The following is a 25,325-nucleotide window of genomic DNA, read 5'->3' on the forward strand; positions in this document are numbered from 1 at the left end:
GGGTGGTGGGAGGGGAATGTCAAACGGGCGTTCGATCACCGGGTCGACCAGCTGGGGCGGTCGAGCTCGACGGCCGGCGCGACGACGACGGCCGCGCCGTCGCGGGCGCGCCCCAGCAAGGCGGCCCCGCCGCCCGGCAGTTCGTGGAGGCCGCCGAGGCACCCGCCGGCCGGGTCGTGCTCGACGCACCAGGGGTGGCCATCGGCGGGGTGTGGGGTGCTGATGGGACGAGCCTCCTCGTGCGTGCCGTGCCCCTTTGGGTAGGAGGGTCACATCGGTGTCGTCGCGACGTCAACCGGAGAGCGGGTCCGTTTCGACGGCGCACCCGCCGTGATCGATAGGGTCGAGCCCGTGAAGGGCCATGCACACCGGCGACGACTGGGGCCGAAGGCTCCCACGAGTCGTCGGCCGGGTGCGGAAGGGTCTGCGGAGAGAGTGAGGATGTCGTGCATGGCCTGACACATGGGAGCTGCTAGTGGTCCGTCTCGCCGCTGTCATCGCCGCCCTCGAGCGGCTGTACCCGCCGGAGCTGGCGGAGTCGTGGGACGCCGTCGGGCTGGTGTGCGGCGACCCCGACGCTCCGGTGCGGCGCGTCCTGTTCGCCGTCGACCCCGTCGCCGCCGTCGTGGACGAGGCCTTGGCCTGGGAGGCCGACCTCGTCGTCACGCACCACCCGCTGTTCCTTCGCCCGGTGCACGGCGTGCCGGCCACGACGCCGAAGGGGCGGCTGGTGCACCGGCTGATCACCGGCGGCGTCGCCCTGTACACCGCGCACACCAACGCCGACCGCGCCGCGCCGGGCGTGAACGATGCGCTCGCGTCGGCGCTCGGGCTGGAGGAGACCCGCCCGCTGGTGCCCGCCGACGCTGAAGACCCCGCACTCGGCCTGGGCCGCGTCGGCCGGCTGTCGCGGCCGGAGCCGCTGAGCGCGTTCGTCCGCCGGGTGGCGGCGGCGCTCCCGGTGACGGCGGCCGGCGTGCGCGCCATGGGCCATCCGGACGCCGACGTCGCGACGGTGGCGGTCTGCGGCGGCGCGGGCGACTCCCTGCTCGGAACCGTCCGGGCGGCGGGCGTCGACGCGTACGTGACGGCGGACCTGCGGCACCACCCGTCGTCGGAGGCGGGAGAGGCCGGCGGGCCGGCGCTCGTCGACGTCGCGCACTGGGCCAGCGAGTGGCCGTGGCTGCCCGACGCCGCGGCGCTGCTGACGGCGGAGTTGTCGGGCGCAGGCGCTACGGTGGAGACTCTCGTCTCGACCACTCCGACCGATCCGTGGACACTGCACCGACCCGCCCCGGAATCCGGTACCGACGAAGGAGCTCACGCTGAACGCTGACCCCGCCGTCCAGTTGCGGCTGCTCGACGTCCAGGCGGTCGACCAGCGGCTCGACCAGCTGGCCCACCGCCGCAAGACGCTGCCCGAGGCCGCCGAGCTCGAGACGCTCGCCGCCGAGCACAGCCGGCTGCGCGACGCCGAGGTCGTCGCCGGCACCACCGTCGCCGACCTCGAACGCGAGCAGAAGCGTGCCGACGCCGAGGTCGAGCAGGTCCGGGCGCGCAAGGACCGCGACCAGCGGCGGCTCGACGCCGGCCAGGTGTCGTCGGCGAAGGAGCTCGAGAGCCTGCAGAGCGAGATCGCCTCGCTCAACCGCCGCCAGGGCGTGCTCGAGGACGCCGAGATCGAGATCATGGAGCGGCTCGAGGTGGCGCAGAACGAGGCCGCCGCGCTGGCCGCCGAGCGCGAGAGCGTCGGCAAGACGGCGCAGGAGGTCCAGGCCGCCCGCGACGCCGCGTGGGCGCAGATCGACCAGGACGCCACCGCCGCCCGCGCCGAGCGTCAGGCGCTGGTCGCCGACATCCCGGCCGACCTGCTGGCGCTGTACGAGAAGATCCGCGCCGATCGCGGCGGCATCGGCGCGGCGGCGCTGCGCCAGCGCCGGTGCGAGGGCTGCATGATCCAGCTCGACGCCGCCGAGCTGAGCCGCATCCGCGGCCTCGCGCCCGACGTCGTGGTCCGGCACGAGGAGTGCCGGCGCATCCTGGTCCGCACCCACGAGTCAGGGCTGTGACCGGCCGGCGGCTGATCGTCGAGGCCGACGGCGGGTCGCGGGGCAACCCGGGCCCGGCCGCCTTCGGCGCCGTGGTCCGCGACGCCGAGACCGGCGAGGTGCTCGCCGAGACGGCCGAGGCCATCGGCGTCGCGACGAACAACGTCGCCGAGTACCGCGGCCTGCTGGCCGGGCTGCGCGCCGCCCGCGGCATCGACCCCGACGCCGTCGTGGAGGCCCGGCTCGACTCCAAGCTCGTCGTCGAGCAGCTCTCCGGCCGCTGGCAGATCAAGAACGCCGAGCTGCGGCCGCTGGCCGACGAGGCCGGCCGGGTCTTCCCGCGCGGCCGGGTCAGCTACACCTGGGTGCCGCGCGCGGAGAACGCGCACGCCGACCGGCTGGTCAACCAGGCCCTCGACGGCCGGCCGGTGCCGCTGCCCGCCGACGTCACCGCCCCGGCCGCCAAGCTGACCGCGTGGACCCCAGAGCTCGGTCCGCCCACTACGCTGCACGTCGTCCGGCACGGCCAGACGGCGATGACCGCGGCCCGCCGGTTCAGCGGCGGTGGCGTGCCCGGTCCGAGCCTGGACGACACCGGCCGTGCGCAGGCGGCCCGCGCGGCCGAGCTGCTGAGCACCAGCGGCGCCGTCGCCGTCGTCTGCTCGCCGATGGTGCGCACCCGCGAGACCGCCGAGGCCGTGGCGCACCGCCTCGGCCTGCAAGTCCGTATCGACGAGGCCTGGCGCGAGTGCCACTTCGGCGACTGGGACGGCCTGACGCTGGCGCAGCTCGGCGAGCGGTACCCCGACGCGCTGGCCGCCTGGTACGAGTCGACGGCGGCCCGGCCGCCGGGCGGCGAGTCGCTCGACGACGTCGCCCGGCGCATCGGCGCGGCCCGCGACAAACTCGTTGCCGAGTACCCCGGCCAGCCGGTGATCGTCGTCACCCACTCGATGCCGATGCGGACGCTGACGACGCTCGCGCTCGGCGCGCCGCCCGACGCGCTGTTCCGGCTGCTGCCCGCGCCCGGTTCCGTCACCGAGCTGCAGTACTACGCCGACGGCACCACCGCGGTGCCGTCGTTCGGCCACCGCCCCTGATCAGCGCGCGATTCCGGTCCGCGGTTCTCACCTCACATCACCGTGGGCACGCCTCGCGGTGCCGTGGCGTGCACCTGCCGCCTGTGGACAGCCATGATCATCAAGGATCGCCCGCATCACCAGGATACCTGGAGCCTCACCACGATTGCAGGCGTGATGATGCTCCAGAAAACGTCGTGACGTGCCCCGGATCGCGGCGAAATCTCACCACGTGGACGCCGATCGGGTCCTGACCGGCGGGCTAGGACGTCGGCACCTCGGTCACCACGACGTCGACGGTCGCCGGGCGGCCGGGGCCGGTCGGCGGGGTCAGCTCCGCCGTCCAGCCCAGCCGCGTCAGCACCCGCACCAGCCGGGCGGGCGTCGTCACGCGGGCGCCGTCTTGTAGCAGCCGCCGCACGATGCGGCCCTTCGTCGCCTTGTTGTGGTGGCTGACGACGGTGCGCCTGCCGTCGTGCTCGTGCAGGACCCGGACGACGACGGTGCGGGGGGCGAGGTCTGCCGGCGGCCGCCAGAACCCCGCGTACGTGCTGGACCGCAGGTCGACGATCAGCGCGTCGCCGGCCGCGGCGGGCAGGCTCTTGCCCAGCGGCCGGCGCCAGAACGCGGCCAGCGGGCCGACGCCGGGCAGGCTCACGCCGCCGCCCAGGCGGTACGCCGGGATCACGTCCGATGGCCGCAGCAGCCCCCACAGCCCGCTGGTGATCAGCAGGGACGCGTCGGCCCGCCGGGCCGTGCCGCCGCGCAGCGACCGCAGGCCGAGCGCGTCGTACAGCACGCCGGAGTACACCTCGCGGGCCGGTGCGGCCGGCGCGTGCGGCAGGACGGCGTTGCGCTCGACGTCGGCGGCCTGCGTCGGCCCGAGCCCGAGCGCCTGCGCCGCGGCCTGCGGCGACGTACGGGACAGCCGGACCAGCGCGGCCAGCAGATCGACGCGGTCTCCGGTCAGCTCCGGGAACGACAACGCGTCGAGGTCGACGGCGGCGCCGTCGTCCGGCGTGGTCTTGCCCTCCGACGGCGGCAGCAGGATCAGCACTCCGGACAGCCTACCGACCGGGACCCCTTGATTACGGTGGCGGCATGGCGACGTACACGCACGGCCACCACGAGAGTGTCCTGCGCTCGCACACCTGGCGCACGGTCGCGAACTCGGCGGCGTACCTGCGCGACGGGCTGGTGCCGGGGACGGACGTGCTCGACGTGGGCTGCGGGCCGGGGACCATCACGACGGAGTTCGCGTCGCTGGTGGCGCCCGGCCGGGTGGTCGGGCTGGACGCGTCGGCCGACGTGATCGCCCAGGCAGCGGCGGGTGACGGCGCCGGCGCCGTCGAGTTCGTCACCGGCGACGCCGCCGCGCTGCCGTTCAGTGCCGGCGGCTTCGACGTCGTCCACGCGCACCAGCTGCTGCAGCACGTCGCCGACCCGGTCGCCGTGCTGCGCGAGATGGCCCGGGTGGCCCGGCCCGACGGCGTCGTGGCGGCGCGCGACTCCGACTACGCCGGCATGATCTGGTACCCGCGGCTGCCAGGCCTGTCCGAGTGGCTGGAGCTGTACCGGACGCTGGCCGCCGGCAACGGCGGCGAGCCGGACGCCGGCCGGCGCCTGCTCGCGTGGGCGCACGAGGCCGGGCTGTCCGTCGTCACGGCCACCGCGAGCGTCTGGTGCTTCAGCAGCCCCGAGGACCGGGCGTGGTGGGGCGGCCTGTGGGCCGACCGGGTCACGTCGTCGGCGTTCGCGGAGCAGGCCGTCGGCCGCGGACTGGCGGCGGCCTCGGATCTCGACCGGCTGGCCGCCGCGTGGCGCGAGTGGGCCGGTCACGACGACGGCTGGTTCCTCGTTCCGCACGGTGAGATCGTGGCCCGGGTCACCGGGTTCGAGTTCGTGCCATCGGCCTCGCCCCACTAGGCTTTCCCGGTGCTCACGATGCAGGACGCGCTGCTGGCGCTGACGAAGTACTGGACCGACCGGGGCTGCCTCATGGTGCAGCCGTTCAACACCGAGGTCGGCGCCGGGACTATGAACCCCGCCACCATCCTCCGGGTCCTGGGTCCGGAGCCCTGGCACGTCGCCTACGTCGAGCCCAGTGTCCGGCCCGACGACGCGCGGTACGGAGAGAACCCGAACCGCCTGCAGACGCACACTCAGTTCCAGGTCATCCTCAAGCCCGACCCGGGCGATCCGCAGGAGATCTACCTCGCCAGCCTCGAGGCGCTGGGCATCGACATCCACGCCCACGACATCCGCTTCGTCGAGGACAACTGGGCCTCGCCCGCCCTCGGCGCGTGGGGGCTGGGCTGGGAGGTCTGGCTCGACGGCCTCGAGATCACCCAGTTCACGTACTTCCAGCAGGCCGGCGGGCAGACCCTCGACCCCGTCTCGGTCGAGATCACCTACGGCATCGAGCGCATCATCATGGCGCTGCAGGGCGTCAGCCACTTCAAGGACATCGAGTACGCGCCCGGCATCTCGTACGGCGAGGCGTTCGGCCAGGCCGAGTACGAGATGTCGCGCTACTACCTCGACGACGCCGACATCGAGGCCAACCGCCGGCTGTTCGACACCTACGCCGCCGAGGCCGAGCGCATGATCGCCGAGCGGCTGCCGGTCCCGGCGCACGTCTACGTGCTCAAGTGCTCGCACACGTTCAACGTGCTCGACGCCCGCGGCGCCATCAGCACCACGGAGCGTGCCAAGGCGTTCGCCCGCATGCGCGGCCTGGCGCGCGAGGTGTCGTCGCTGTGGACGGCGCGGCGCGAGGAGCTCGGCCACCCGCTGGGCGTGGTGTCGCGGCCGGGGCTCGACGGCGCCGACGCCGAGCCGCTGCTGCCCGACCACCCGGTGGAGCTGAGCGGCCCGGCGCCGCTGCTGTTCGAGATCGGCACCGAGGAGATGCCGCCGCACGAGGTCACCAACACCGTGGCCGCGGTGCGTGAGGCGGTCGCGACGAAGCTCGGCGCCACGCGGCTCGGGCACGGCGACATCAGCGTCGTCGGCACGCCGCGGCGCGTCATCGTCCAGGTCGACGCCGTCGAGGCGCGCGAGCCCGACGCCGATCGCACCGTCCGCGGCCCGCGCGTCGAGGCCGCCTACGACGCCGACGGCAGCCCGACGAAGGCGCTGCTCGGGTTCGCCCGTGGCCAGGGCGTCGACGTCGCCGACCTCGCGACCGCGGACTTCGGCGGCAATCAGCACGTCGTCGTCCGCGTGGTCGATGCCGGCCGCGGGGCCGTCGAGGTGCTGTCGTCGCTGCTCGCCGACGTCGTGTCCGAGCTGCGGTCGGAGAAGAACATGCGGTGGAGCGACCCCGCTCTGTCCTTCACCCGGCCGATCCGCTGGCTCACCGCGCTGCTGGGCGACACCGTCGTGCCGGTGCGGGTGTCGGCGCTGGTCAGCGGCCGCACGACCCGCGTGCACCGCATCGCGCCGGAGCCCGTCGTCACCGTGCCGTCGGCCGCCGGGTACCTGGAGTTCCTGGCCGGGCACGGCATCGTCGCCGACCCCTCGGTCCGCCGGGCCGCCGTCGTCGAGGCCGCGGCGGAGCTGGCCGCGCAGGTCGGCGGGGTCGTCGACACCGAGGCCGAGGCCGGGCTGATCGACGAGATCACCAACCTGGTCGAGCAGCCCAACGCGCTGCTCGGCGGGTTCGACACCGGGTACCTCGAGCTACCGGAGCAGATCCTCACCACGGTCATGCGCAAGCACCAGCGCTACCTGCCGGTCCGCTCGGCCGACGGCACACTGCTGCCGCACTTCGTGGCGGTCGCCAACGGGGCGTGCGACGCCGACGCGGTGCGGGCCGGCAACGAGGCGGTGCTGCGCGCCCGGTACGAGGACGCCGCGTTCTTCTGGCGGGCCGACCTCGAGGTGCCGCTGGAGCGGTTCAAGGCCGGCCTCACCAAGCTGACGTTCGAGGAGAAGCTGGGTTCGATGGCCGAGCGGGCCGCCCGCATCGAGACCATCGCCGCCGACCTCGCCAAGGGTGTCGAGCTGTCCTCCGACGACACCGCCGCGCTGGAGCGGGCCGCCGCGCTGGCCAAGTTCGACCTGTCGTCGCAGATGGTGGTCGAGCTGTCCAGCCTGGCCGGCGTCATGGCCCGCGAGTACGCCGTCCGCGCGGGGGAGGCGCCCGCCATCGGGCAGGCGCTGTTCGAGATGGAGCTGCCGCGGTCGACGGCCGACGCGCTGCCGTCGTCCACGCCCGGCGCGATCCTCGCGCTGGCCGACCGGTTCGACCTGCTCATGGCCATGTTCGCGCTCGGTGCGAAGCCGACCGGCAGCTCTGACCCGTTCGGGCTGCGGCGTGCCGCGCTCGGCGTCGTGCGGATCCTGCGCGAGACTCCGGCGCTGTCCGGGGTGACGGTCGACGGCGGGCTGGCGGTGGCGGCCGACCGGCTGCGCGCCCAGGGCATCGAGGTGTCCGACGATGCCGTGGCGGCCGCTCGCGAGTTCGTCGTGGCCCGGTTCGCCCAGCAGCTGCGCGACGAGGACGTCCCCGCCGACTTCGTCTCCGCCGTCCTGCCGGGCGCCGACGCGCCCGGCCAGGCCGTCGCGACGCTGTCCGCTCTGCGCTCGCGGGCCGGCGACGAGTCGTTCCGGGCGCTGGTGGCGGCGTTGCAGCGGATCAACCGCATCGTCCCGGCGGGGACGGCGGCGTCCTACGACCCGGCCGTGCTGACCGAGCCGGCCGAGCAGCGGCTGGTCGAGGCCGTGTCCGCGCTGGGCGACCGGTCCGGCCGCCCGGTCGCCGAGTTCGCCGACGCCGCCGGCGCGCTCGTCGACCCGGTGAACGCGTTCTTCGACGACATCCTGGTCATGGCCGAGGACCCGGCGGTGCGCTCGTCCCGGCTGGGCCTGCTGGCGACGATCGGCGCACACAGCCCCCGCACCGTCGACTGGGCCGCGCTCGACACCGCGCTCGGCTGACCGTCCGCCCAACCCAGCCAGCCTTGCCCGGTCGCCAAGCCCAAGTTGATCTTGGAGTAACCGGTGAGTTGCCGGGCGATTCGCCCGATTGATTCCCCGGTTGCTCCAAGATCAACTTGGGCTCGGGGCGGGCTGGGCAGCTCGTCGAGGTAGCGGCGGTCGGCGGCCAGCCGGCGGCGCAGCTCCGCACGGTCGCCCATGTGTCCCTGACCGGGTACGCGCCGACGGTACCGGTCTGCGGCCGCACGGCTGGGGGTCGGTGCCGAACGCCGGGTTAGGCCAGCCTATCCTGTGCTCATGTCCCTTCGTGTCGCGGGCCGCCGGCTCGCCCTCGTCCTGACGGTCCCGCTCCTGCTCCTCGCCGCATGCGGAAGTGGCGACGACGACGGCAGCGCGGCGACCGGGGAGCCGGACGCCTCGGCCGCGGCGGACGACGCGGCGACCGGGGAGTTCCCCGCGTCCGTCGAGCACCGCTACGGCACCACCGAGCTGACCGAGGCGCCGGAGCGGATCGTCACGCTCGGCTTCAGCGACCAGGACGCCGTGCTGGCCTTCGGCATCGCGCCGGTCGCCGTCACCGACTGGTACGGCGAGTACCCGCACGCCACCTGGCCGTGGGCGCAGGACGAGCTGGGCGACGCCGAGCCCGTCGTGCTCAACGAGGGCGCCTTCACCGGCATGCAGGACTTCGACTACGAGGCCATCGCCGAGTTCGAACCCGACCTCATCATCGGCCTCTACACCGGCATGACGCAGGAGGAGTACGACACCCTGTCGGTCATCGCGCCTACCGTCGCGTCGTCACCGGACTACCCCGAGTACGGCATGCCTTGGCAGGAGACCACCCGCATGGTCGGGCAGATCCTCGGCCAGGCCGACCGCGCCGAGGAGCTCATCGCCGAGATCGACCAGCGGTTCGCCGACGCCGCAGCGGCGCACCCGGAGTTCGAGGGCGTCGAGATGGTCGTCGCCGAGCAGTTCGAGCCGGGCTCGTCGTTCGCCCGCAGCGCCACCGACCCGCGCACCGTCTTCATGACGCAGCTCGGCTTCGTGCTGCCCGACGACATCGCGGAGCTGGCCGGCGACCTCGACGGCGCGCCGATCAGCGACGAGCTGATGACCCAGCTCGACCGCGAGCTGCTGATCTGGAACGTCGGCCACGACGACAGCCTGCGCGCCCAGATCGAGGCCAAGCCGCTCTACGACCAGCTGCAGGTCGTGCAGGACGGCCGAGTGCTGTTCATCGAGGACCCGCTGGTGTCCGGCGCCCTGACGTGGTCGACGGTGCTCAGCCTGCCGTACGCGCTGGAGGAGCTGGTGCCGCAGCTGGCGTCCGTCGTCGCCGGAGCCTGAGCCCGCCTGCCCACCGGGCCGGGGCCGGGCGGCAGCAGCCGCCCGGCCCCGGCTGCGATCTGCCTCAGGGCGTCAGCCTGATCGGGAGCGTGCTCGCCCCCGTCGGGCTCACCTCCACATCGGTGCGGGTGTACGTGGCGAACCCACTCTTGCTGGCGGTCACCGCTGGGTCGCGGGGGTGCGGGCCGCGCCGCCGCTCTCGTGGACGTGGTGCGGGTCGTCCTCGCGCGGGTGCTCGCCGTGGGCGTGGTCGGCGTGGAAGAGTGCCTGCTCGAGGAGCTGGCGTACGTGGGTGTCGGCCGCGTGGTAGTAGACGAACGTGCCCTCCCGGCGGCTGCGTACCAGGCCCGAGAGCCGCAGCTTGGCCAGGTGCTGGCTGACGGCGCTGCTGCACCGCGTCCGGCATCTCGGCCACGTCGTCGTGCACGTCAACCCGTCCTACGGCGGCGTCGTCCCGGACGATGTCCACGAGCTGACCGCGCACCACGCGGCGACATGATCACGCGGCGGTGCGGGCCCAGAACAGCTCGTGCCCGCCGTCGCCCTCCGGGACGAACTCCTGCCGCTCGACGGTGAACCCGGCGGCCGCGAGCCACTCCCGGTACGTCGCGGCGTCGGCGTGGCTCCACCACATCGTCGCGCCGCCTCCGAGCCAGTCCTCCTCGGTGCCGGTCCAGGCGTCGTGCCCGGTCGTGGCGAGGAACAGGCCGCCGGGCCGTAGCCAGCCGGCGATCCGCCGCAGCAGCGGCGGCTGCTCCTCCAGCGGTATGTGGATCAGCGCGTACAGGCACACGACGGCGTCGAAGCTCGCGGCCGGCAGGTCGACGGTGGTCGCATCGGCGGCGAGGAACGTCGCGTCCGGCACGAGTGCGCGGGCTCGGGCGATCTGCACCTCGCTGAGGTCCACGCCGGTGACGGCGAACCCGGCGGCGGCGAGGTCGCGGGCCACCGGGACGCCGTTGCCGCAGCCCAGGTCGAGGACGCCGGCGTGCGCCGGCAGCCGGCGGGTGAGCTCGGCGATCCACGGCCGGTGGGTGTCCGGATCGGCGTCGTCGGCGCGGTAGTGGAGCGAGGCGGCGTCGTAGCCGCGGCGGACGATCTCCTTGGGGTCGGTGTCACGCTGTTCGGTCACGATCGGTCACGCTACTCCGTCGATCTTCATGAGAATCGCGGCGATTCGGGCGAAAGTGCTTCCGGGGCGACGAAGATCGCGCTAGCGTGCGGGGCTTTGGTTGGGCCGTACCTACGGCCTATGTATCCGAAGTTCCGAAGGGGGGCGACCTTGCGAAAGGTCACCATAGCGATTCTGGCCGGCCTGGCCCTACTGTTCGGCGGCGCGCTGCCGGCCTGGGCAGAGGTCCAGGACCCGGCAACGTGGACCGAGACGACCGAAGAGACCAAGGCACCCGAAGCAACCGACTGCGACGACTACGCACAGCCCTTCGAAGGCGAGGGCTGGTGCGACCCAGCACACGGCGACTACGACTGCGACGAGATCCCGGAGGAGTACCTGCCGGTCCAGCTCGTGCCCGGGTCCGACGATCCGTTCGGTCTTGACGCCGACGGAGACGGCTTCGGCTGCGACAACGGCTCGGGTGGAGGCGGCGACGCGGGCGGTGGGCCGGCCGAGGAACCGCCGGCTGAGGAGCCGGCCGACGAGCCAGGCCCGTGCGCTCACTACGCCGACTCCGCCGAGTGGTGCAGCGACACGCACGGCGACTACAACTGCCCGGACATCGACGACGCCCACAAGCCGATCGAGCTGTTCGACGCCGAGAAGGACCCGTTCCACCTGGACCGGGACTCCGACGCGGTCGGCTGCGAGATCGGTGAGGACGACGACGACAGCACCGACGCCGGCGCCGACGGCAATGCCGACGACGGCGCCGGCGACGACGACGGCGGCGCGGCCGGGGCAGGCGTCGGCGGCGACGGCGAGGAGCTGCCGAACACCGGCTCCGGCGACCTGGGGGCGCTCTGGCTCGCAACCGTGGCCTTCCTGGCCGCCGGTGCGCTGCTGGTGTACCGCCGGACGGCGGCCCAGCGGTAGAACGCGACGGGTGGTCCGGTGCAGCCAGAGCGGTGCCGGACCATCCGCCGTCAGGGCGAGCCGGGACGGTCGAGGTTGTCGCGCAGCCAGTCGCCGCACTCCCGGGTGAAGCCGACCCACGAGGCGGGCGCGCCGGTCACGTCGACGACCAGGAGCTCGTCGTCCGGGTGCATGTGCAGCCAGAGCGAGTCGCGGACCTGGGTGATGCTCATCCTCGTCTCGACCAGCCAGGTCGAGTCGAGACAGTGCCAGTACGCCCCGAACCCCTCGAGCGCGTCGAGGAGACGGTCGTAGCTGTGTCCCGGCGTATTCGCGTCGAAGCTGACCAGCATCATCGCCATGTCCAGCGGCCCTCCACGTGCTCGGGAACGAACTGGCGAAGGCTACTGGGGCGGTCGGACAGAACGGGGACGAGCCGGCCTGTAAGCCGGATTCTGTGGTTCCCGGCGGACCGGGACCGGCGACCATCCATCTACGGCCACCGTTGCCGGTGGTCTCCAGCGGTCTACCCGGGAGCTCGGGCGGGCCGCCCTCGAACGCTCCCTGTCTGACCTTGCTCCGGGTGGGGTTTACCGAGCCGCCCCAGTCACCTGGGGCGCTGGTGGTCTCTTACACCACCGTTTCACCCTTACCGCCCGCGCGAACGCGGGAGGCGGTCTGCTTTCTGTGGCACTGTCCCGCGGGTCACCCCGGGTGGGCGTTACCCACCACCCTGCCCTGTGGAGTCCGGACTTTCCTCGGCGGGACCTGACGGCCCCGACGCGGCCGCCCGGCCGGCTCGTCCTCCAGCTCCAGGATACCGCTTACGCTGCGCGTTCGGCGGCTAGAAGGGCGGCGCCGATGATGCCGCCGTCGTTGCGCAGGCCGGCCGGCACGATCGGCGTGGACAGGTCGAGCAGCGGGAGGAACTTGTCCGCCTTCTTGCTGACGCCGCCGCCGACGACGAACAGGTCGGGGGAGAAGATGAACTCGAGGTGGGAGTAGAACTCCTGCAGCCGCTCGGCCCAGTGCTCCCAGGAGAGCTCCTTCTCCTCGCGGACGGAGGCGGCGGCGAACTTCTCCGCCTCCTTGTGGTGGGCGAGGTAGAGGTGGCCGAACTCGGTGTTCGGCAGCAGCACGCCGTCGTGCAGGACGGCGCTGCCGATGCCGGTGCCGAGCGTCGTGACGATGACGACGCCGTCCTGCTCGGCGGCGGCGCCGAAGCGGTCCTCAGCGACCCCGGCGGCGTCGGCGTCGTTGACGATGGTGACGGGCCGGCCGGCGCGCTCAGCGAGCTCCTTCTCGAGGTCCACGCCGATCCATGACTTGTCGACGTTGGCGGCGGAGTGGATGATGCCGCGTTTGACGATGCCGGGGAACGTGCAGCCGAACGGCCCGTCCCAGCCGAACTGCTGGAGCACGTCGAGCACCACCGCGATGACGTTGTCAGGGGTGGACTCCTCGGGAGTGTCGATGCGGACGCGCTCGGCGGCGAACTCGCCCTTGCCGAGGTCGACCGGTGCCCCTTTGATGCCGCTGCCGCCGATGTCGATGCCGAAACCCTGCGCCGTCGAGGTCACGTCATCAAGCTTCGCTCAAGACGCCCGGCGCGGCCACCCGTGGTGCCGAAGTCAGGGCAGGGTGAGGATCTCGGCGCCGTTCTCGGTCACCAGCAGCGTGTGCTCGAACTGCGCCGATCGCCGGCCGTCGCGCGTGACGACCGTCCAGCCGTCGTCCCACATGGTCCACTCGTGCGTGCCGAGGTTGAGCATCGGCTCGATGGTGAACACCATGCCCGGCTCGATGATCGTCGTCGATCCGGGATCGTCGTAGTGCGGCACGACGAGGCCGGAGTGGAACGCCTCACCGACGCCGTGGCCGGTGAACTCCCGCACGACGCCGTAGTCGAACCGCTTCGCGTACGACTCGATGACCCGCCCGATGACGTTGATGGCGCGGCCCGGCTTCACCGCCTTGATGGCGCGGTTCAGCGCCTCCTGCGTCCGCTCGACCAGCAGCCGCGTCTCCTCGTCGACGTCGCCGGCCAGGAACGTCGCGTTGTTGTCGCCGTGCACGCCGTCGATGTACGCGGTGATGTCGATGTTCACGATGTCGCCGTCCTGGACGACGGTGGAGTCGGGGATACCGTGGCAGATGATCTCGTTGACGCTGGTACACAGCGACTTCGGGAACCCCCGGTACCCGAGCGTCGACGGGTACGCGCCGCGCTCGATGAGGAACTCGTGCCCGATCGCGTCCAGCTCGTCGGTGGTGATGCCCGGCTCGACGTGCTTGCCGACCTCGGCCAGCGCCTGCGCGGCCAGCTGGGCGGCGACGCGGATGCGTTCGATGGTGGCGGCATCCTTGATCTCGGAGCCGCTGAACGGGGTGGGGCGGGCCTTGCCGACGTACTCCGGGCGCGCGATGGACGGCGGGACGGGGCGTTCGGGCGACACGATGCCGGGTACGACGGGCGACATGGTGTGAAAGTCTAGGCTGAGGTGCGCTTCTCCGGCGAAGGGAGTCATCGTGGCCGACGGACCCTGGTACTGGTGCCTGGTGCATTCGACGGTCGAGCCAGTCGATGGTTGTCCCAACGACCGGCGCCTCGGGCCGTACGAGACGCGAGAAGAAGCGCAGGACGCGCTGGCGCGGGCGCACGAGCGGACCGCTCAGCAGGACGCACTCGATCGAGAGTGGAGCGGGGAGGAGTGACCGGTCGCTCCTTGGGTTGAGACGCTGGCTGGATGGCGGGTGGTCTGGTGGTGCCCTGGCCCCACTGATCCACCCGCCATCGATCCCCACACCCGCCCGGCTCTGGCGGCTCATCGAGGAACTGCGCGGTCCGTTCAGTGGTACGTGTGCTCCTCCGCCGGGAACGCACCGCTGACGACGTCGTCGGCGAACGCCTTGGTCGCGTCGGCGAGGGCACCGCGGAGGTCGCCGTACTGCTTGACGAACCGCGGCAGCCGGCCGGCGCGCAAGCCGGCCATGTCCTGCCAGACCAGCACCTGGGCGTCGACGTCGGGACCGGCGCCGATGCCGACGGTCGGGATGGACAGCCGCTTCGTCACCTCGGCCGCGACCGCCGCCGTCACCATCTCGAGCACGACGGCGAACGCTCCGGCCTCCTCGAGTGCCAGCGCGGACTCGATCAGCCGGTCGGCCTCGAGGCCGCGGCCCTGGACGCGGTAGCCGCCCAGCGCGTTGACGCTCTGCGGCGTGAACCCGACGTGCGCCATGACCGGGACGCCGGCCTCGACGATGCGGCGCACCGACTCGACGACCGGGAGACCGCCCTCGAGCTTCACGGCCTGGGCGCCGGTCTCCTTCATGATGCGGATCGACGTGGCCAGCGCCTGCTCGGGCCCCAGCTGGTACGACCCGAACGGCAGGTCGCAGACGACGAGCGCCCGGCTGGTGGACCGCACGACGGCGCGGGCCAGCGGGATCATCTCCTCGACGGTGACCGGGACGGTGTCGGGGTGGGCGTAGACGTTGTTGCCGGCCGAGTCGCCGACCAGCAGCACCGGGATGCCGGCGGCGTCGAAGATCTCGGCGGTGTACATGTCGTACGAGGTGAGCATGGGCCACCGTTCGCCGCGCTCCTTGGCGGTGCGGAGATCGCGGATGGTGACCCGCCGGGAGAGCTGGCCGCCGTACAACGGGACGGTCTCGTGCGTCATCGCAGGACTCCTTGAGTGTGTCTCGAGGCCCGTGTCCGGGTCCCCTAACACCTCCGATTGTCCCACGAACGCGGGTGTCAGTGCGGCGGAGGCGGTGGCGGCAGCTCCCGCCCGGCCCGCTCCGGCGTCTCGGCGGCCGGCGGCTCGACGGCGTCAGCCTGCTGCTCGGCGGTCTCATCGGACGGCTGCGCCTGCGGCTCGACGGGGGCGGGCTCGACCGGCGCCGGCTCGCTCGCCGCCGGACCGGCCTCTGGGATGTCGGCCTTCGGCGCGTCGGCCGGCGTGGACCCCTCGCGCGCGGCCTCGCGCCAGGCGCTGGTGATCGGCACTCGCCGGTCGCGGCCGAAGTTGCGCATGGTGATCTTCGGGCCGGGCGGGTACTGGCGTCGCTTGTACTCGGCGGTGTCGACCATGCGCAGCACCTTGGCGACGAGGTCCGCGTCGAACCCGGCCGCCTGCAACTCCGTCGCGCCGAGGTCCTGCTCGAGGTGCCGGTACAGGACGTCGTCGAGGAGCGGGTAGTCGGGCAGCGAGTCGGAGTCGAGCTGGCCGGGGCGCAGCTCGGCGCTCGGCGGCTTGTCGATGGAACCCTGCGGGATCGGCGGGGTCTCGCCGCGCTCGACGGCGGCCGCGTTGCGCCAGCGGGCCAATTCCCAGGTCAGCGTCTTCGGCACGTCCTTGATCGGGGCGTAGCCGCCGACCGCGTCGCCGTAGATGGTGGAGTAGCCGACCGCCAGCTCGGTCTTGTTGCCGGTGGCGAGCACCAGGTGGCCCTCCTGGTTCGACAGCCCCATCAGTGTCATGCCGCGCACCCTGGCCTGCAGGTTCTCCTCGGCCAGCCCGGTGAGCTCGACGTTGTCGAGGAAGGCGCGGACCATCGGCTCGATCGGGATGGTCCGGAACCGCAGCCCGGTGCGCTCCGCCAGGTCCTGCGCGTCGGACTTCGAGTGCTCCGACGAATACCTGCTCGGCATCGACACGCCGTACACGTGCTCGGCGCCCAGCGCGTCGACCGCCACCGCTGCGACCAGCGCGGAGTCGATGCCGCCCGACAGCGCGATGACCACCGACGAGAAGCCGTTCTTGCGCACGTAGTCGCGCAGCCCCGTGACGAGGGCGGCGTACACCTCGGCGAGGTCGGACAGCCGCGGCGCCAGCGCGCCGGGGTCGGGCGTGTACGCGGGCAGCGGTGCCGTGGTCAGCGTGGTGCGGTGGACGGCGAACCCGGCGATGCGCTCCTGCGTCATGCCCCACGGGCCGGGCGCAGGTGCGACGGCTTCGGGCAGCTGCAGGTCGACGACCAGGCAGCCCTCCTCGAACTGCGGGGCCCGCGCGAGCACCTCGCCGTCGGGGCGGACGACGAGGGAGTCGCCGTCGAACACCAGCTCGTCCTGGCCGCCGACCATGTTCACGTACGCCAGCGTGGCGTGCGAGTCGGCGGCCCGGCGGCGGGCGAGGTCGAGGCGGGTGTCGTCCTTGTTGCGCTCGTACGGCGACCCGTTGACGACCAGCAGCAGCCCGGCCCGAGCCTCTCGCGCGACCGAGACCGGCCCGCCGTCCTGCCAGAGGTCCTCACAGATGGCCAGCGCGATGTCGATGCCATGCAGCCGGAACACGCCGAGATGGTCGCCGGGGACGAAGTAACGGGCCTCGTCGAACACGCCGTAATTGGGCAGGTGGTACTTGGCCTGCCGCGCCACCACGCGCCCGCCGTAGAGGACGGCGACGGCGTTCTGCGGCGACCCCTTGGGCCGGCCCAGCTGGTACTGATGTGCCGTGGCGTCGTCGCGCCCCAGGTACCCGACGACGACCGCGGTGGCGCCCAGCCCCTCGGCGTCGAGCCGGACCGCCAGCTTCTCCAGCGCGGCCCGCGACGCGTCGACGAACGACGTCCTCAGCGCGAGGTCCTCGACCGGGTAGCCGGTGAGCATCATCTCGGGGAACGCGACCAGGTGGGCGTGCTGCGCGGCGGCGTGCTTGGTCATGCGGACGACGAGGTCCGCGTTGGCCTCCAGCGCACCGACGGTCGGGTTCACCTGAGCGAGCGCGATTCTGATCTGCGGCACGGTCCGAGCTTAGTCACGTGAGGACACCGTCCAGCTACCCGGCGGACACGACCGTGGGGCAGACTGGCGGCGTGGAGAAGCAGCAGCAGTTCGTCCTCAGGTCGCTGGAAGAGCGCGACATCCGGTTCGTCCGGCTCTGGTTCACCGACGTGCTCGGGTTCCTGAAGTCGGTCGCGGTCGCCCCCGCCGAGCTGGAGAACGCGTTCTCCGAGGGCATCGGCTTCGACGGCTCGGCCATCGAGGGGTTCGCGCGCGTCTACGAGGCCGACATGCTGGCCAAACCCGACCCGACCACCTTCCAGGTGCTGCCGTGGCGGGGCGGGTCCAACGGCACCGCACGGATGTTCTGCGACATCCTCATGCCCGACGGCTCGCCGTCGTACGCCGACCCGCGGCACGTCCTCAAGCGGGCGCTCGGCCGGGCCGCGGAGCAGGGGTTCACCTTCTACACCCACCCCGAGGTCGAGTTCTTCGTCTTCAAGAACCAGCCCACCGGCGGCGAGGAGCCGATCCCCGTCGACGCCAGCGGCTTCTTCGACCACACCGCGCACGGCATCGCGCAGGACTTCCGCCGCGACACCATCACGATGCTCGAGGACATGGGCATCTCGGTCGAGTTCAGCCACCACGAGGGCGCGCCCGGCCAGCAGGAGATCGACCTGCGCTACGCCGACGCGCTGGCCACGGCCGACAACCTCATGACGTTCCGCGCCGTCGTCCGCGAGGTTGCGTTGTCGCAGGACCTCTACGCGTCGTTCATGCCCAAGCCGTTCACCGCCTGGCCCGGGTCGGGCATGCACACCCACGTGTCGCTGTTCGAGGGCGACCGCAACGTCTTCCACGAGCCCGGCGCCGAGTACCAGCTGTCCAAGGTGGCCCGCTCGTTCATCGCCGGGCTGCTCAGGCACGCGCCCGAGATCACCGCGGTCACCAACCAGTGGGTCAACTCCTACAAGCGGCTGCGCGGCGGCGGCGAGGCGCCGGCCTACATCTGCTGGGGCCACAACAACCGGTCCGCTCTGGTCCGCGTCCCGATGTACAAGCCCGACAAGGGCCAGTCGGCGCGCATCGAGTTCCGCTCGCTCGACTCCGCCTGCAACCCGTACCTCGCTTACGCGATCATCCTCGCGGCCGGGCTCAAGGGCATCGAGGAGGGCTACGAGCTGCCGCCGGGCGCCGAGGACGACGTCTGGGCGCTGACCGACCGCGAGCGCCGGGCCATGGGCATCGACCCGCTGCCGGCCTCGCTCGACGAAGCGATCCAGGCCATGGAGAACTCCGAGCTGGTAGCCGAGACCCTGGGCGAGCACGTCTTCGAGTTCTTCCTGCGCAACAAGCGCTCGGAGTGGAACGAGTACAGCCTGCAGGTCACCGCGTTCGAGCGGGCCAAGATGCTGCCGGTGATGTGACCGGCGTGGCGGAGGTCATCGACGTCGTCGAGCACGAGCCGGGCTGTCCGCTGGACCGCCTCGGCGGCTGGCTGACGGCCGCGGGAGCGGACGTGCGGGTGGTGCGGCCGTACGCCGGCGACCCGCTGCCGACGGTGCCCGGTGCCGGCCTGATCGTGCTCGGCGGGCAGATGAACGCCTACGACGACGGCGTCGCGCCCTGGCTGCCGGCGGTGCGGTCGCTGCTGGCCGCGGCGGCCGATGGCGGGACACCAACGCTGGGGATCTGCCTCGGCGCGCAGCTACTGGCTGTGGCGTGCGGCGGCCGGGTCGAGGTCGGTGCCGCGCCGGGCCGCGAGTCCGGCGTCGTCGACGTGCTCTGGCGCCCGGAGTCCGGCGACGATCCGCTGGTGGGCGGGATGGCCGGCCCGTTCCCCGGGCCCAGCATGCACGCCGACGCCGTCGCGGAGCTGCCGCCGGGCGCCGTCTGGCTGGCGTCGTCGGCGATGTACCCGCACCAGGTCTTCCGGGTCGGAGCGGTTGCCTGGGGTGTGCAGTTCCATCCGGAGGTGTCCCAGCCGACGTTCGCCGGCTGGGCGCACGAGCTGCCCGACGTCGACGCCGGGACGGTGGTGCGCGAGCTGGCCGACCGCGACAGCGAGGTCGTCGCCGCCGGACGCGAGCTGGCCGGCCGCTTCGCCCGCATCGTCGCGACGTCGCCGGCGGTGCGCCGCTAGACTCGATCACGATGGCGGTGGGGCTCGCCGACAACCGCCGTGCCGTCCGGCGCGGCCAACAGTCCCTACCTCGGCTCGATCGACGGTAGGGAGACATATGTCCAGGGTGCGCCGCCATGTGCCCGTGCTCGCGGTCATCGGCGCGGGCGGCGTCCTGGGTTCGCTGGCCCGCCACGGCGCGGCGTCGCTGCAGCCCGCGGCCGACGGCGGCTGGCCATGGGCGATCCTCGTCGTGAACGTGTCGGGCTGCCTCCTGATCGGCGTCCTCATGGCCGTGCTGCTGGATCTCACCGCGCCGCACCGGCTGCTGCGGCCGTTCCTCGGCATCGGCGTGCTCGGCGGGTTCACGACGTTCTCGACCTACGCGGTCGACACGCAGCGGCTGCTGGCGGAGGCGCGCTACGCGGCCGCGGTGACGTATGTCCTGGTGACGCCGGTGCTGGCGCTGCTGGCGGTCTGGTTCGGGACCGCGGCGACGCGGGCCCTTCGAGGGAGGAGACGCGCATGACGCTGCAAGGACCGGCGAAGCGGCTGACCATAGTCGTCGGCGAGAACGACACCTGGCACGGCCGGCCGCTGTACACCGAGATCGTGCACCGCGCGCACGCCGCCGGAATGGCCGGCGCCAGCGTCTTCCGCGGCATCGAGGGGTACGGCGCGTCCAACCACATCCACACCACGCGCATCCTCAGCCTGTCCGAGGACCTGCCGGTCGCGGTCGTGATCGTGGACCGCGCCGAGGCTGTGGCCCGGTTCGTCGACGAGGTCGCGCCGCTGGTGAGCGAGGGCCTCATCACGCTGGCCGACGTCGAGGTGGTCCGGTACGTGGGCCGGGGGAGCAGCGGGAGCGTTGCTTCGTGACGGTGCTGCTGGTGGCGGCCGGCGCCGCGGTCGGCGCGCCGCTGCGCTACGTCGTGGACCGCTGGGTGGGGATCCGGCTGGGCGCCGGGTTCCCGTGGGGCACGCTGGTGGTCAACGTCGTGGGCTCGTTCGTCCTCGGGCTGGTGCTCGGCTCGCCGTCCGTGGGCGCGGAGGCGACCGCGCTGATCGGGACCGGTTTCTGCGGCGCGCTGACCACGTACAGCACGTTCAGCTACGAGACGCTGCGGCTGCTGGAGGACGGCGCGTGGTCGCGCGGGGTCGCGAACGTGCTGGTCAGCGTGGCCGCAGGCCTGGGTGCGGCCGCCCTCGGCTGGACCCTGGCGTCCTAGCGCCGGGCGAGGCGGCCGCGCGGTGGCGCGCCGGGTACGTTTGTTGCATGTCTGTGAACCGGACGGAGGGCCGCGTCGCGTCGTTGGCCAAGGCCGGGTTCGCCGACACCGCCGCCGCCCAGCGCGAGCTGGACGGCCCGCTGCTCAGCGACCTCGCCGCCGGCACCGACCTCGTCGCCGCGCTGGGCATCGTCGCCGACCCCGACCTCGGGCTGCGCGGGCTCGGGCGGTTGCTGGAGTCGCTGGTGACGGACGAGCGGCGGGCCCGCCTGCGCGACGCGCTGGCCGCCGACTCGCCGCACGCGCGCCGGCTACTGGCCGTGCTCGGGTTCAGCTCGGCGCTCGCCGACCACCTGTGCCGGCATCCGGACCACTGGCTCGACCTCGGCGACCTCGACCCGGAGCGGCGGCCCGACGCAGACGCCGTCCGGGCCCGCCTCCTCACGGCCGTAGGCGCCGACCCGGCCGCGCCGGTCCCCGTCGCGGTGGGGGAGCAGCCGGAGCTGCTCGATGCCCTGCGGGTGGCGTACCGGCGGCACGTCACGGCGCTAGCGGCGCTCGATCTCGCCGACCGGCTGGACGTCGCCGCCGTCGCCGCGGAGCTGGCCGACCTCGCCGGCGCGACACTCGAGGCCGCGCTCGCCGTCGCGCGGGCCGCGGTCCCCGACGCGCCGGACTGCCGGCTGGCCGTCATCGCGATGGGCAAGGCCGGCGGCCGCGAGCTGAACTACGCCTCCGACGTCGACGTCGTCTTCGTCGGCGAGCCGCCCGCCGACGATCCCGACGGCGCGACCGACTGGCTGGGCACCGCGACGGCGCTGGCAACAGCGCTGATGCGGGCGTGCTCGGTCTACACCGGCGAGGGGACGATCTGGCCGGTCGACGCGGCGCTGCGGCCCGAGGGCAAGCGGGGGCCGCTGGTGCGCACCGTCGCCAGCCACGTCGCCTACTACCGCGACTGGGCGAAGACGTGGGAGTTCCAGGCCCTGCTCAAGGCCCGCCCGGTGGCCGGCGACCGCGCGCTCGGCCAGCAGTACCTCGACGCCGTCATGCCGATGGTGTGGACCGCGTCCGGCCGCGACGGCTTCGTCGACGACGTGCACGCGATGCGGCGCCGGGTCGAGGACCACATCCGCCCGGCCGAGGCCGACCGTCAGCTCAAGCTCGGCCCTGGCGGGCTGCGCGACGTCGAGTTCGCCGTCCAGCTGCTGCAGCTGGTGCACGGCCGGGCCGACGTCAGCCTGCACGACGGCAACACGCTCGACACGCTCGCGGCGCTGACGGCCGGCGGCTACGTCGGGCGCCTGGACGGTGCCGTGCTCGACGCCGCCTACCGGTTCCTGCGCACGTTCGAGCACCGCATCCAGCTGCGCGGGCTACGCCGCACGCACGTCGTCCCGGACTCCGACGAGCAGTTGCGGATCCTCGCGCGGTCGCTGGCGATGAAGCAGCCGGCCGAGCTGGTCGACGTTTGGCACCAGCAGGCCCGCGAGGTGCGGCGGCTGCACGAGAAGCTGTTCTACCGACCGCTGCTGTCCGCCGTCGCGCGGCTGCCCGGCGACGGCGTCCGGCTCAGCCCGGAGGCCGCGCTGGCCCGGCTGCGGGCGCTCGGATACGCCGACCCGGCCGGCGCACTGCGGCACATCGAGGCGCTGACGACGGGCGTGTCGCGGCGGGCGTCGATCCAGCGGACGCTGCTGCCGGTGCTGCTCGGCTGGTTCGCCGATGCGCCCGAGCCCGACACCGGCCTGGCCGGGTTCCGCAAGGTCAGCGAGGCGCTCGGCACGACGCCGTGGTATCTGCGGCTGCTGCGCGACGACGGCGCGGCGGCCGAGCGGATGGCGCGCGTGCTGGCGTCCGGCCGGTACGCGACCGAGCTGCTGCTGCGGGCGCCCGAGGCGGTCTCGCTGCTCGGTGACGACGACGCGCTGCGGCTGCGTGAGCGGGGGCCACTGGAGAAGGAGGTCCTGGCCGGCGTCCAACGGCACGACGACCCTGTCGACGCGATCGGCGTGGTCCGGGCCATGCGCCGGCGCGAGCTGTTCCGCGTCACCGTCGCCGACCTCGCCGCCGACGCCCCCGTCGAGGACGTCGGCGAGGCGTTGACGGTCATCGCGGAGGCGACGCTGTCCGGCGCGCTGGCCGCCGCCACCCGCGCCGTCGAGGCCGCACGCGGCGGGCCGCTGCCGACCCGGCTGGCGGTCGTCGCGATGGGCCGGCTCGGCGGCCGCGAGATGGGGTACGCGTCCGACGCCGACGTGCTGTTCGTGCACACGCCGTACCCCGACGAGGACGAGACCGAGGCGGCGTCCGCCGCGCTCGCCGTCGCCAACGAGATGACCCGGCTGCTCTCGCTGCCGTCGCCAGAGCCGTCGCTGACCGTCGACGCCGGTCTGCGGCCGGAGGGCAAGCAGGGGCCGCTGGTGCGGACGCTGGCCTCGTACGCCGCGTATTACGACCGGTGGGGCGAGGTGTGGGAGCGGCAGGCGCTGCTGCGGGCGGCGCCGTGCTGCGGCGATCCGGAGCTGCTGCGGCGGTTCTCGGCGCTGATCGACCCGTTGCGCTGGCCCACGGCCGGGTTGTCGGCGACGCAGATCCGCGACGTGCGGCGCATGAAGGCCCGTGTGGAGTCCGAGCGGTTGCCGCGCGGCGCCGACCCGTCGATGCACCTCAAGCTCGGTCCCGGCGGCCTCGCCGACGTGGAGTGGACGGCGCAGCTGCTGCAGCTGCGGCACGCGGCAGGGGTGCCGGAGTTGCGGACGATGTCGACGCCGGGGGCGCTCGCCGCGGCGGTGTCGGCCGGCCTCCTGGCCGCGGAGGACCGAGCCGTGCTCGTGGACGCCTGGCGGCAGGCGGCCCGCATCCGCAACGCGACCGTCCTGGTCACCGGCCGGCCGTCGGACATGCTGCCCAAGGACCCGAAGACGCTGGCGGCGGTGTCGCAGGTGCTGGGCTACGGCGCCGGCGAGAGCACCCTGTTCGTCGACGACTACCACCGCTCCGCCCGCAAGGCTCGCTCCGTCGTCGAACGCCTCTTCTACGACGACGCCCGCTGAGGACGGCCTCAAGAACGCCCGGAGGCGGCTGTCCGCGCGAAGGCGACCGCCTCGGCGAGCAGGACGCGCCACAGCTCCCGATCGGCGGTGGGAATCGCCACCCACTCGCGGAACACCCTGCCGGCGGGGGCGAACTCGTCGCCGGTGCCGGCCCGCACGAGTTCGACCACCCGCTCGCTCGGCAGCTTCAGGACCAGCCGGCCGGCCTTGTCGTCGTAGCACGCGAGGAACCGCCCGGCCAGCCGCACGCACGGGTAGCCCATCATCGTCGCCCGGCCGATCGCGGGATCGTAGAGCAGGTCGTCGGTGAGCTCCTCGTAGAGGTCGCGGGCGGCGTCCCCGCCGGACCGGTCCGGCGGGAACGTGCCCTTCGCGTCTGGCGCCATCAGGCCGCCGGCGGGCTGAAGACCCCGAACTGGTTGCCCGACGGGTCGCGCAGGTAGGCGAACGCCGGGGCACCCGGGCCGGGGTCGAGGTGCTTGCTCACCACCGAGCCGCCGAGCTGCACGGCATCGGCGCAGGTGGCCTCGACGTCGGCGACGAGGATGTAGAACACCGCGTGGTCGGGCGCCTGCCCGCGGGTTCCGAAGATGCCGCCCATCGGCTGGTCGGCTCCGGAGGCCTTGATGTTGCGGTAATCCATGCCCCCGGCCGTCGCCGGACCGTCCGCCTCGAAGGTCCAGTCGAAGAGGCTGCCATAGAACTTCTGGGCACCGTCGGGGTCGCTGGTGGCGACCTCGAACCAGGCCAGGGTGCCGGGAATGGGATCGGGCATGGGTGTCTCCTTCATCGAACGGATCACCCACCAGGGCGGCGGGCTGCACCCACCGTCGCAGGGTCTCGCGACAGCCCTATGTCGGAGTTCGGCAGAAGATCTTCGGGACGCAGCACCCATTCGGGCAACTTGGTGCAGTGGCCGTCGACCACTGGCTCGGGGGCGGCGCGCCGCGGGCGCGGCGGCGTAGGCGTGCGCTCGGCCCGGGTGATGCGATCCATCCGGAACACCCGATCGTCCTGTCGCAGGTGACACCAGGCCGTGAGATAGGAGCCGTTGGGACCGACGACGACGTGCTGCGGCTCGACCTCACGCTCGGTTCCGATGCCGCCGACGTCGACGTAGCCGATGCGCAGCACATGGTTGTCGCGTACGGCCCGCCAGATCGTCTCGGCGATCTCCGCGTCGGGATCGGGCACCGGCTGGACGAGCAGCCGCACCTTCGCGGCGGCCGTGCGGGCCTCCTCGAGTGCGCGCTCAGGCATGGCGGCCACGATCTTCTGGAGCGCGCTGCGGGCGTCGCGCGCGAAGAGCACGTGGTCGCCGCGGCTCAGCGCCACGGCGATGGCCGTGGCCTCGCGTGGCGTGAAGTTGAGCGGCGGCAGGCTCATCGACGGGTCGAGCGTGTAGCCGCCGGTACGTCCCTGCTTGGTCGCGAGCGGGACACCGGCCTGCCCGAGCGCGCTCAGGTCGCGCTCGATGGTCCTGACACTCACCTCGAAGTGCCCGGCCAGCTGCCGGGCCGTACGGCCGCGTGGTCCCGCCGCTCGCAGCTCCTCGACGAGGGCGTACAGACGGTCCATCCGGTTCATGGCGCAAGGCTAGATGCCGGTGGTGACAGTCCCGCGATCCTCGTTCCCGGGCAGGGCCGGGAAAGTGGCCCCTTCCGCTGCTTCATTGGGTCTGGGTCGCGTCCTGGGTCTCAGTCGCGCCTGACCGCCGAATCCGGCCCA

24 protein-coding genes, 1 other RNA gene and 1 pseudogene are annotated in these 25,325 nt (G+C 73.0%); 14 read left to right on the forward strand and 12 right to left on the reverse strand.

The annotated features are described in order from the left end of the window. Positions 1 to 475 precede the first annotated feature (475 nt). Genes E1262_RS20005 through E1262_RS20015 form a run of 3 tightly spaced genes read left to right on the forward strand, consistent with a single transcriptional unit; the run spans position 476 to position 3,148 of the window. Positions 476 to 1,336 carry a Nif3-like dinuclear metal center hexameric protein gene (locus E1262_RS20005; protein WP_132104903.1) on the forward strand — a complete coding sequence of 287 codons (861 nt, stop codon included), beginning with the start codon at positions 476 to 478 and terminating at the stop codon, positions 1,334 to 1,336. Next, positions 1,326 to 2,069, forward strand: coding sequence for a zinc ribbon domain-containing protein (locus E1262_RS20010; protein ID WP_203454096.1), 744 nt, complete (start codon positions 1,326 to 1,328; stop codon positions 2,067 to 2,069). Before E1262_RS20005 ends, E1262_RS20010 begins: the two co-directional genes overlap by 11 nt. After that, positions 2,066 to 3,148, forward strand: coding sequence for a bifunctional RNase H/acid phosphatase (locus tag E1262_RS20015; protein ID WP_132104905.1), 1,083 nt, complete (start codon positions 2,066 to 2,068; stop codon positions 3,146 to 3,148). The genes E1262_RS20010 and E1262_RS20015 overlap by 4 nt, the downstream gene beginning before the upstream one ends. Positions 3,149 to 3,389: 241 nt before the next feature. Here E1262_RS20015 and yaaA read toward each other — a convergent pair whose 3' ends face one another. Next, positions 3,390 to 4,184 carry a peroxide stress protein YaaA gene (gene yaaA / locus E1262_RS20020; RefSeq protein WP_132104906.1) on the reverse strand — a complete coding sequence of 265 codons (795 nt, stop codon included), beginning with the start codon at positions 4,182 to 4,184 and terminating at the stop codon, positions 3,390 to 3,392. A 44-nt stretch (positions 4,185 to 4,228) separates the two neighbouring features. Here yaaA and E1262_RS20025 point away from each other — a divergent pair, with 44 nt between their 5' ends. The 3 genes from E1262_RS20025 to E1262_RS20035 all read left to right on the forward strand — a co-directional run bounded on the left by E1262_RS20025 (position 4,229) and on the right by E1262_RS20035 (position 9,424). Then, on the forward strand, positions 4,229 to 5,053 hold the full coding sequence (locus E1262_RS20025; protein WP_132104907.1) for a methyltransferase domain-containing protein: 825 nt from the start codon (positions 4,229 to 4,231) through the stop codon (positions 5,051 to 5,053). Positions 5,054 to 5,071: 18 nt separating this feature from the next. After that, entirely contained in the window at positions 5,072 to 8,071 is a 3,000-nt protein-coding gene (locus E1262_RS20030; protein WP_132104959.1) for a glycine--tRNA ligase, read from the forward strand. A gap of 297 nt (positions 8,072 to 8,368) precedes the next feature. After that, positions 8,369 to 9,424: an iron-siderophore ABC transporter substrate-binding protein gene (locus E1262_RS20035; RefSeq protein WP_132104908.1), complete on the forward strand. Its 1,056-nt coding sequence runs from the start codon at positions 8,369 to 8,371 to the stop codon at positions 9,422 to 9,424. Positions 9,425 to 9,583: 159 nt separating this feature from the next. On the opposite strand, the pseudogene E1262_RS31410 reads toward E1262_RS20035, so the two are convergent. Continuing rightward, positions 9,584 to 9,811 (reverse strand): annotated as a pseudogene (locus tag E1262_RS31410) (ArsR/SmtB family transcription factor); the annotation flags it as partial. Between the two features lie 112 nt (positions 9,812 to 9,923). Then, on the reverse strand, positions 9,924 to 10,556 hold the full coding sequence (locus tag E1262_RS20045; RefSeq protein ID WP_132104909.1) for a class I SAM-dependent methyltransferase: 633 nt from the start codon (positions 10,554 to 10,556) through the stop codon (positions 9,924 to 9,926). A gap of 150 nt (positions 10,557 to 10,706) precedes the next feature. Between E1262_RS20045 and E1262_RS20050 the strand changes: the two genes are divergently transcribed. Continuing rightward, positions 10,707 to 11,474, forward strand: a complete 768-nt coding sequence (locus E1262_RS20050; protein ID WP_162606005.1) for an LPXTG cell wall anchor domain-containing protein — start codon at positions 10,707 to 10,709, stop codon at positions 11,472 to 11,474. Between the two features lie 50 nt (positions 11,475 to 11,524). Here the strand turns inward: E1262_RS20050 and E1262_RS20055 are convergent, their stop codons facing one another. The 4 genes from E1262_RS20055 to map form a co-directional block, all read right to left on the reverse strand. Further along, positions 11,525 to 11,815, reverse strand: coding sequence for a SinR family protein (locus tag E1262_RS20055; protein WP_132104911.1), 291 nt, complete (start codon positions 11,813 to 11,815; stop codon positions 11,525 to 11,527). 66 nt (positions 11,816 to 11,881) lie between these two features. Further along, positions 11,882 to 12,255: RNase P RNA component class A (gene rnpB, locus E1262_RS20060), an RNA gene on the reverse strand. A gap of 22 nt (positions 12,256 to 12,277) precedes the next feature. Beyond that, positions 12,278 to 13,033, reverse strand: coding sequence for a polyphosphate--glucose phosphotransferase (gene ppgK, locus E1262_RS20065; RefSeq protein WP_132104912.1), 756 nt, complete (start codon positions 13,031 to 13,033; stop codon positions 12,278 to 12,280). 51 nt (positions 13,034 to 13,084) lie between these two features. Beyond that, complete coding sequence (map, locus tag E1262_RS20070; RefSeq protein ID WP_132104913.1) at positions 13,085 to 13,933, reverse strand: type I methionyl aminopeptidase; 849 nt, start codon at positions 13,931 to 13,933, stop codon at positions 13,085 to 13,087. A gap of 49 nt (positions 13,934 to 13,982) precedes the next feature. Here map and E1262_RS20075 point away from each other — a divergent pair, with 49 nt between their 5' ends. Then, positions 13,983 to 14,168 (forward strand): SPOR domain-containing protein, encoded by a 186-nt coding sequence (locus tag E1262_RS20075; protein ID WP_132104914.1) that lies wholly within the window; start codon positions 13,983 to 13,985, stop codon positions 14,166 to 14,168. 134 nt (positions 14,169 to 14,302) lie between these two features. Here the strand turns inward: E1262_RS20075 and panB are convergent, their stop codons facing one another. Both panB and E1262_RS20085 read right to left on the reverse strand, forming a co-directional pair. Then, entirely contained in the window at positions 14,303 to 15,139 is an 837-nt protein-coding gene (gene panB / locus E1262_RS20080; protein WP_132104915.1) for a 3-methyl-2-oxobutanoate hydroxymethyltransferase, read from the reverse strand. A gap of 77 nt (positions 15,140 to 15,216) precedes the next feature. Continuing rightward, on the reverse strand, positions 15,217 to 17,205 hold the full coding sequence (locus E1262_RS20085; protein WP_132104916.1) for an NAD+ synthase: 1,989 nt from the start codon (positions 17,203 to 17,205) through the stop codon (positions 15,217 to 15,219). 71 nt (positions 17,206 to 17,276) lie between these two features. Here E1262_RS20085 and glnA point away from each other — a divergent pair, with 71 nt between their 5' ends. From glnA to E1262_RS20115, 6 genes are all read left to right on the forward strand, one after another. After that, positions 17,277 to 18,614 (forward strand): type I glutamate--ammonia ligase, encoded by a 1,338-nt coding sequence (gene glnA / locus E1262_RS20090; RefSeq protein ID WP_132104917.1) that lies wholly within the window; start codon positions 17,277 to 17,279, stop codon positions 18,612 to 18,614. Positions 18,615 to 18,619: 5 nt separating this feature from the next. Continuing rightward, positions 18,620 to 19,330 (forward strand): type 1 glutamine amidotransferase, encoded by a 711-nt coding sequence (locus E1262_RS20095; RefSeq protein ID WP_203454084.1) that lies wholly within the window; start codon positions 18,620 to 18,622, stop codon positions 19,328 to 19,330. Between the two features lie 118 nt (positions 19,331 to 19,448). Continuing rightward, complete coding sequence (crcB, locus tag E1262_RS20100; protein WP_203454085.1) at positions 19,449 to 19,838, forward strand: fluoride efflux transporter CrcB; 390 nt, start codon at positions 19,449 to 19,451, stop codon at positions 19,836 to 19,838. After that, a complete protein-coding gene (locus E1262_RS20105) occupies positions 19,835 to 20,191 on the forward strand; it encodes a DUF190 domain-containing protein (RefSeq protein WP_132104919.1) in 357 nt (118 codons plus the stop codon). Before crcB (E1262_RS20100) ends, E1262_RS20105 begins: the two co-directional genes overlap by 4 nt. Further along, complete coding sequence (gene crcB / locus E1262_RS20110; RefSeq protein WP_132104920.1) at positions 20,188 to 20,541, forward strand: fluoride efflux transporter CrcB; 354 nt, start codon at positions 20,188 to 20,190, stop codon at positions 20,539 to 20,541. The genes E1262_RS20105 and crcB (E1262_RS20110) overlap by 4 nt, the downstream gene beginning before the upstream one ends. Before the next feature lie 47 nt (positions 20,542 to 20,588). Continuing rightward, positions 20,589 to 23,597: a bifunctional [glutamine synthetase] adenylyltransferase/[glutamine synthetase]-adenylyl-L-tyrosine phosphorylase gene (locus tag E1262_RS20115; RefSeq protein WP_132104921.1), complete on the forward strand. Its 3,009-nt coding sequence runs from the start codon at positions 20,589 to 20,591 to the stop codon at positions 23,595 to 23,597. A gap of 8 nt (positions 23,598 to 23,605) precedes the next feature. Here the strand turns inward: E1262_RS20115 and E1262_RS20120 are convergent, their stop codons facing one another. The 3 genes from E1262_RS20120 to E1262_RS20130 are packed head-to-tail and all read right to left on the reverse strand — an operon-like array spanning position 23,606 to position 25,184. Continuing rightward, positions 23,606 to 23,983: a hypothetical protein gene (locus tag E1262_RS20120; protein ID WP_132104922.1), complete on the reverse strand. Its 378-nt coding sequence runs from the start codon at positions 23,981 to 23,983 to the stop codon at positions 23,606 to 23,608. Next, positions 23,983 to 24,372, reverse strand: a complete 390-nt coding sequence (locus tag E1262_RS20125) for a VOC family protein (RefSeq protein WP_132104923.1) — start codon at positions 24,370 to 24,372, stop codon at positions 23,983 to 23,985. Before E1262_RS20125 ends, E1262_RS20120 begins: the two co-directional genes overlap by 1 nt. A gap of 23 nt (positions 24,373 to 24,395) precedes the next feature. After that, positions 24,396 to 25,184 (reverse strand): helix-turn-helix transcriptional regulator, encoded by a 789-nt coding sequence (locus tag E1262_RS20130; RefSeq protein ID WP_132104924.1) that lies wholly within the window; start codon positions 25,182 to 25,184, stop codon positions 24,396 to 24,398. Between the last annotated feature and the right edge of the window lie 141 nt (positions 25,185 to 25,325).

The sequence above is a fragment of the Jiangella aurantiaca genome (assembly GCF_004349105.1).
GTDB lineage: Bacteria > Actinomycetota > Actinomycetes > Jiangellales > Jiangellaceae > Jiangella > Jiangella aurantiaca.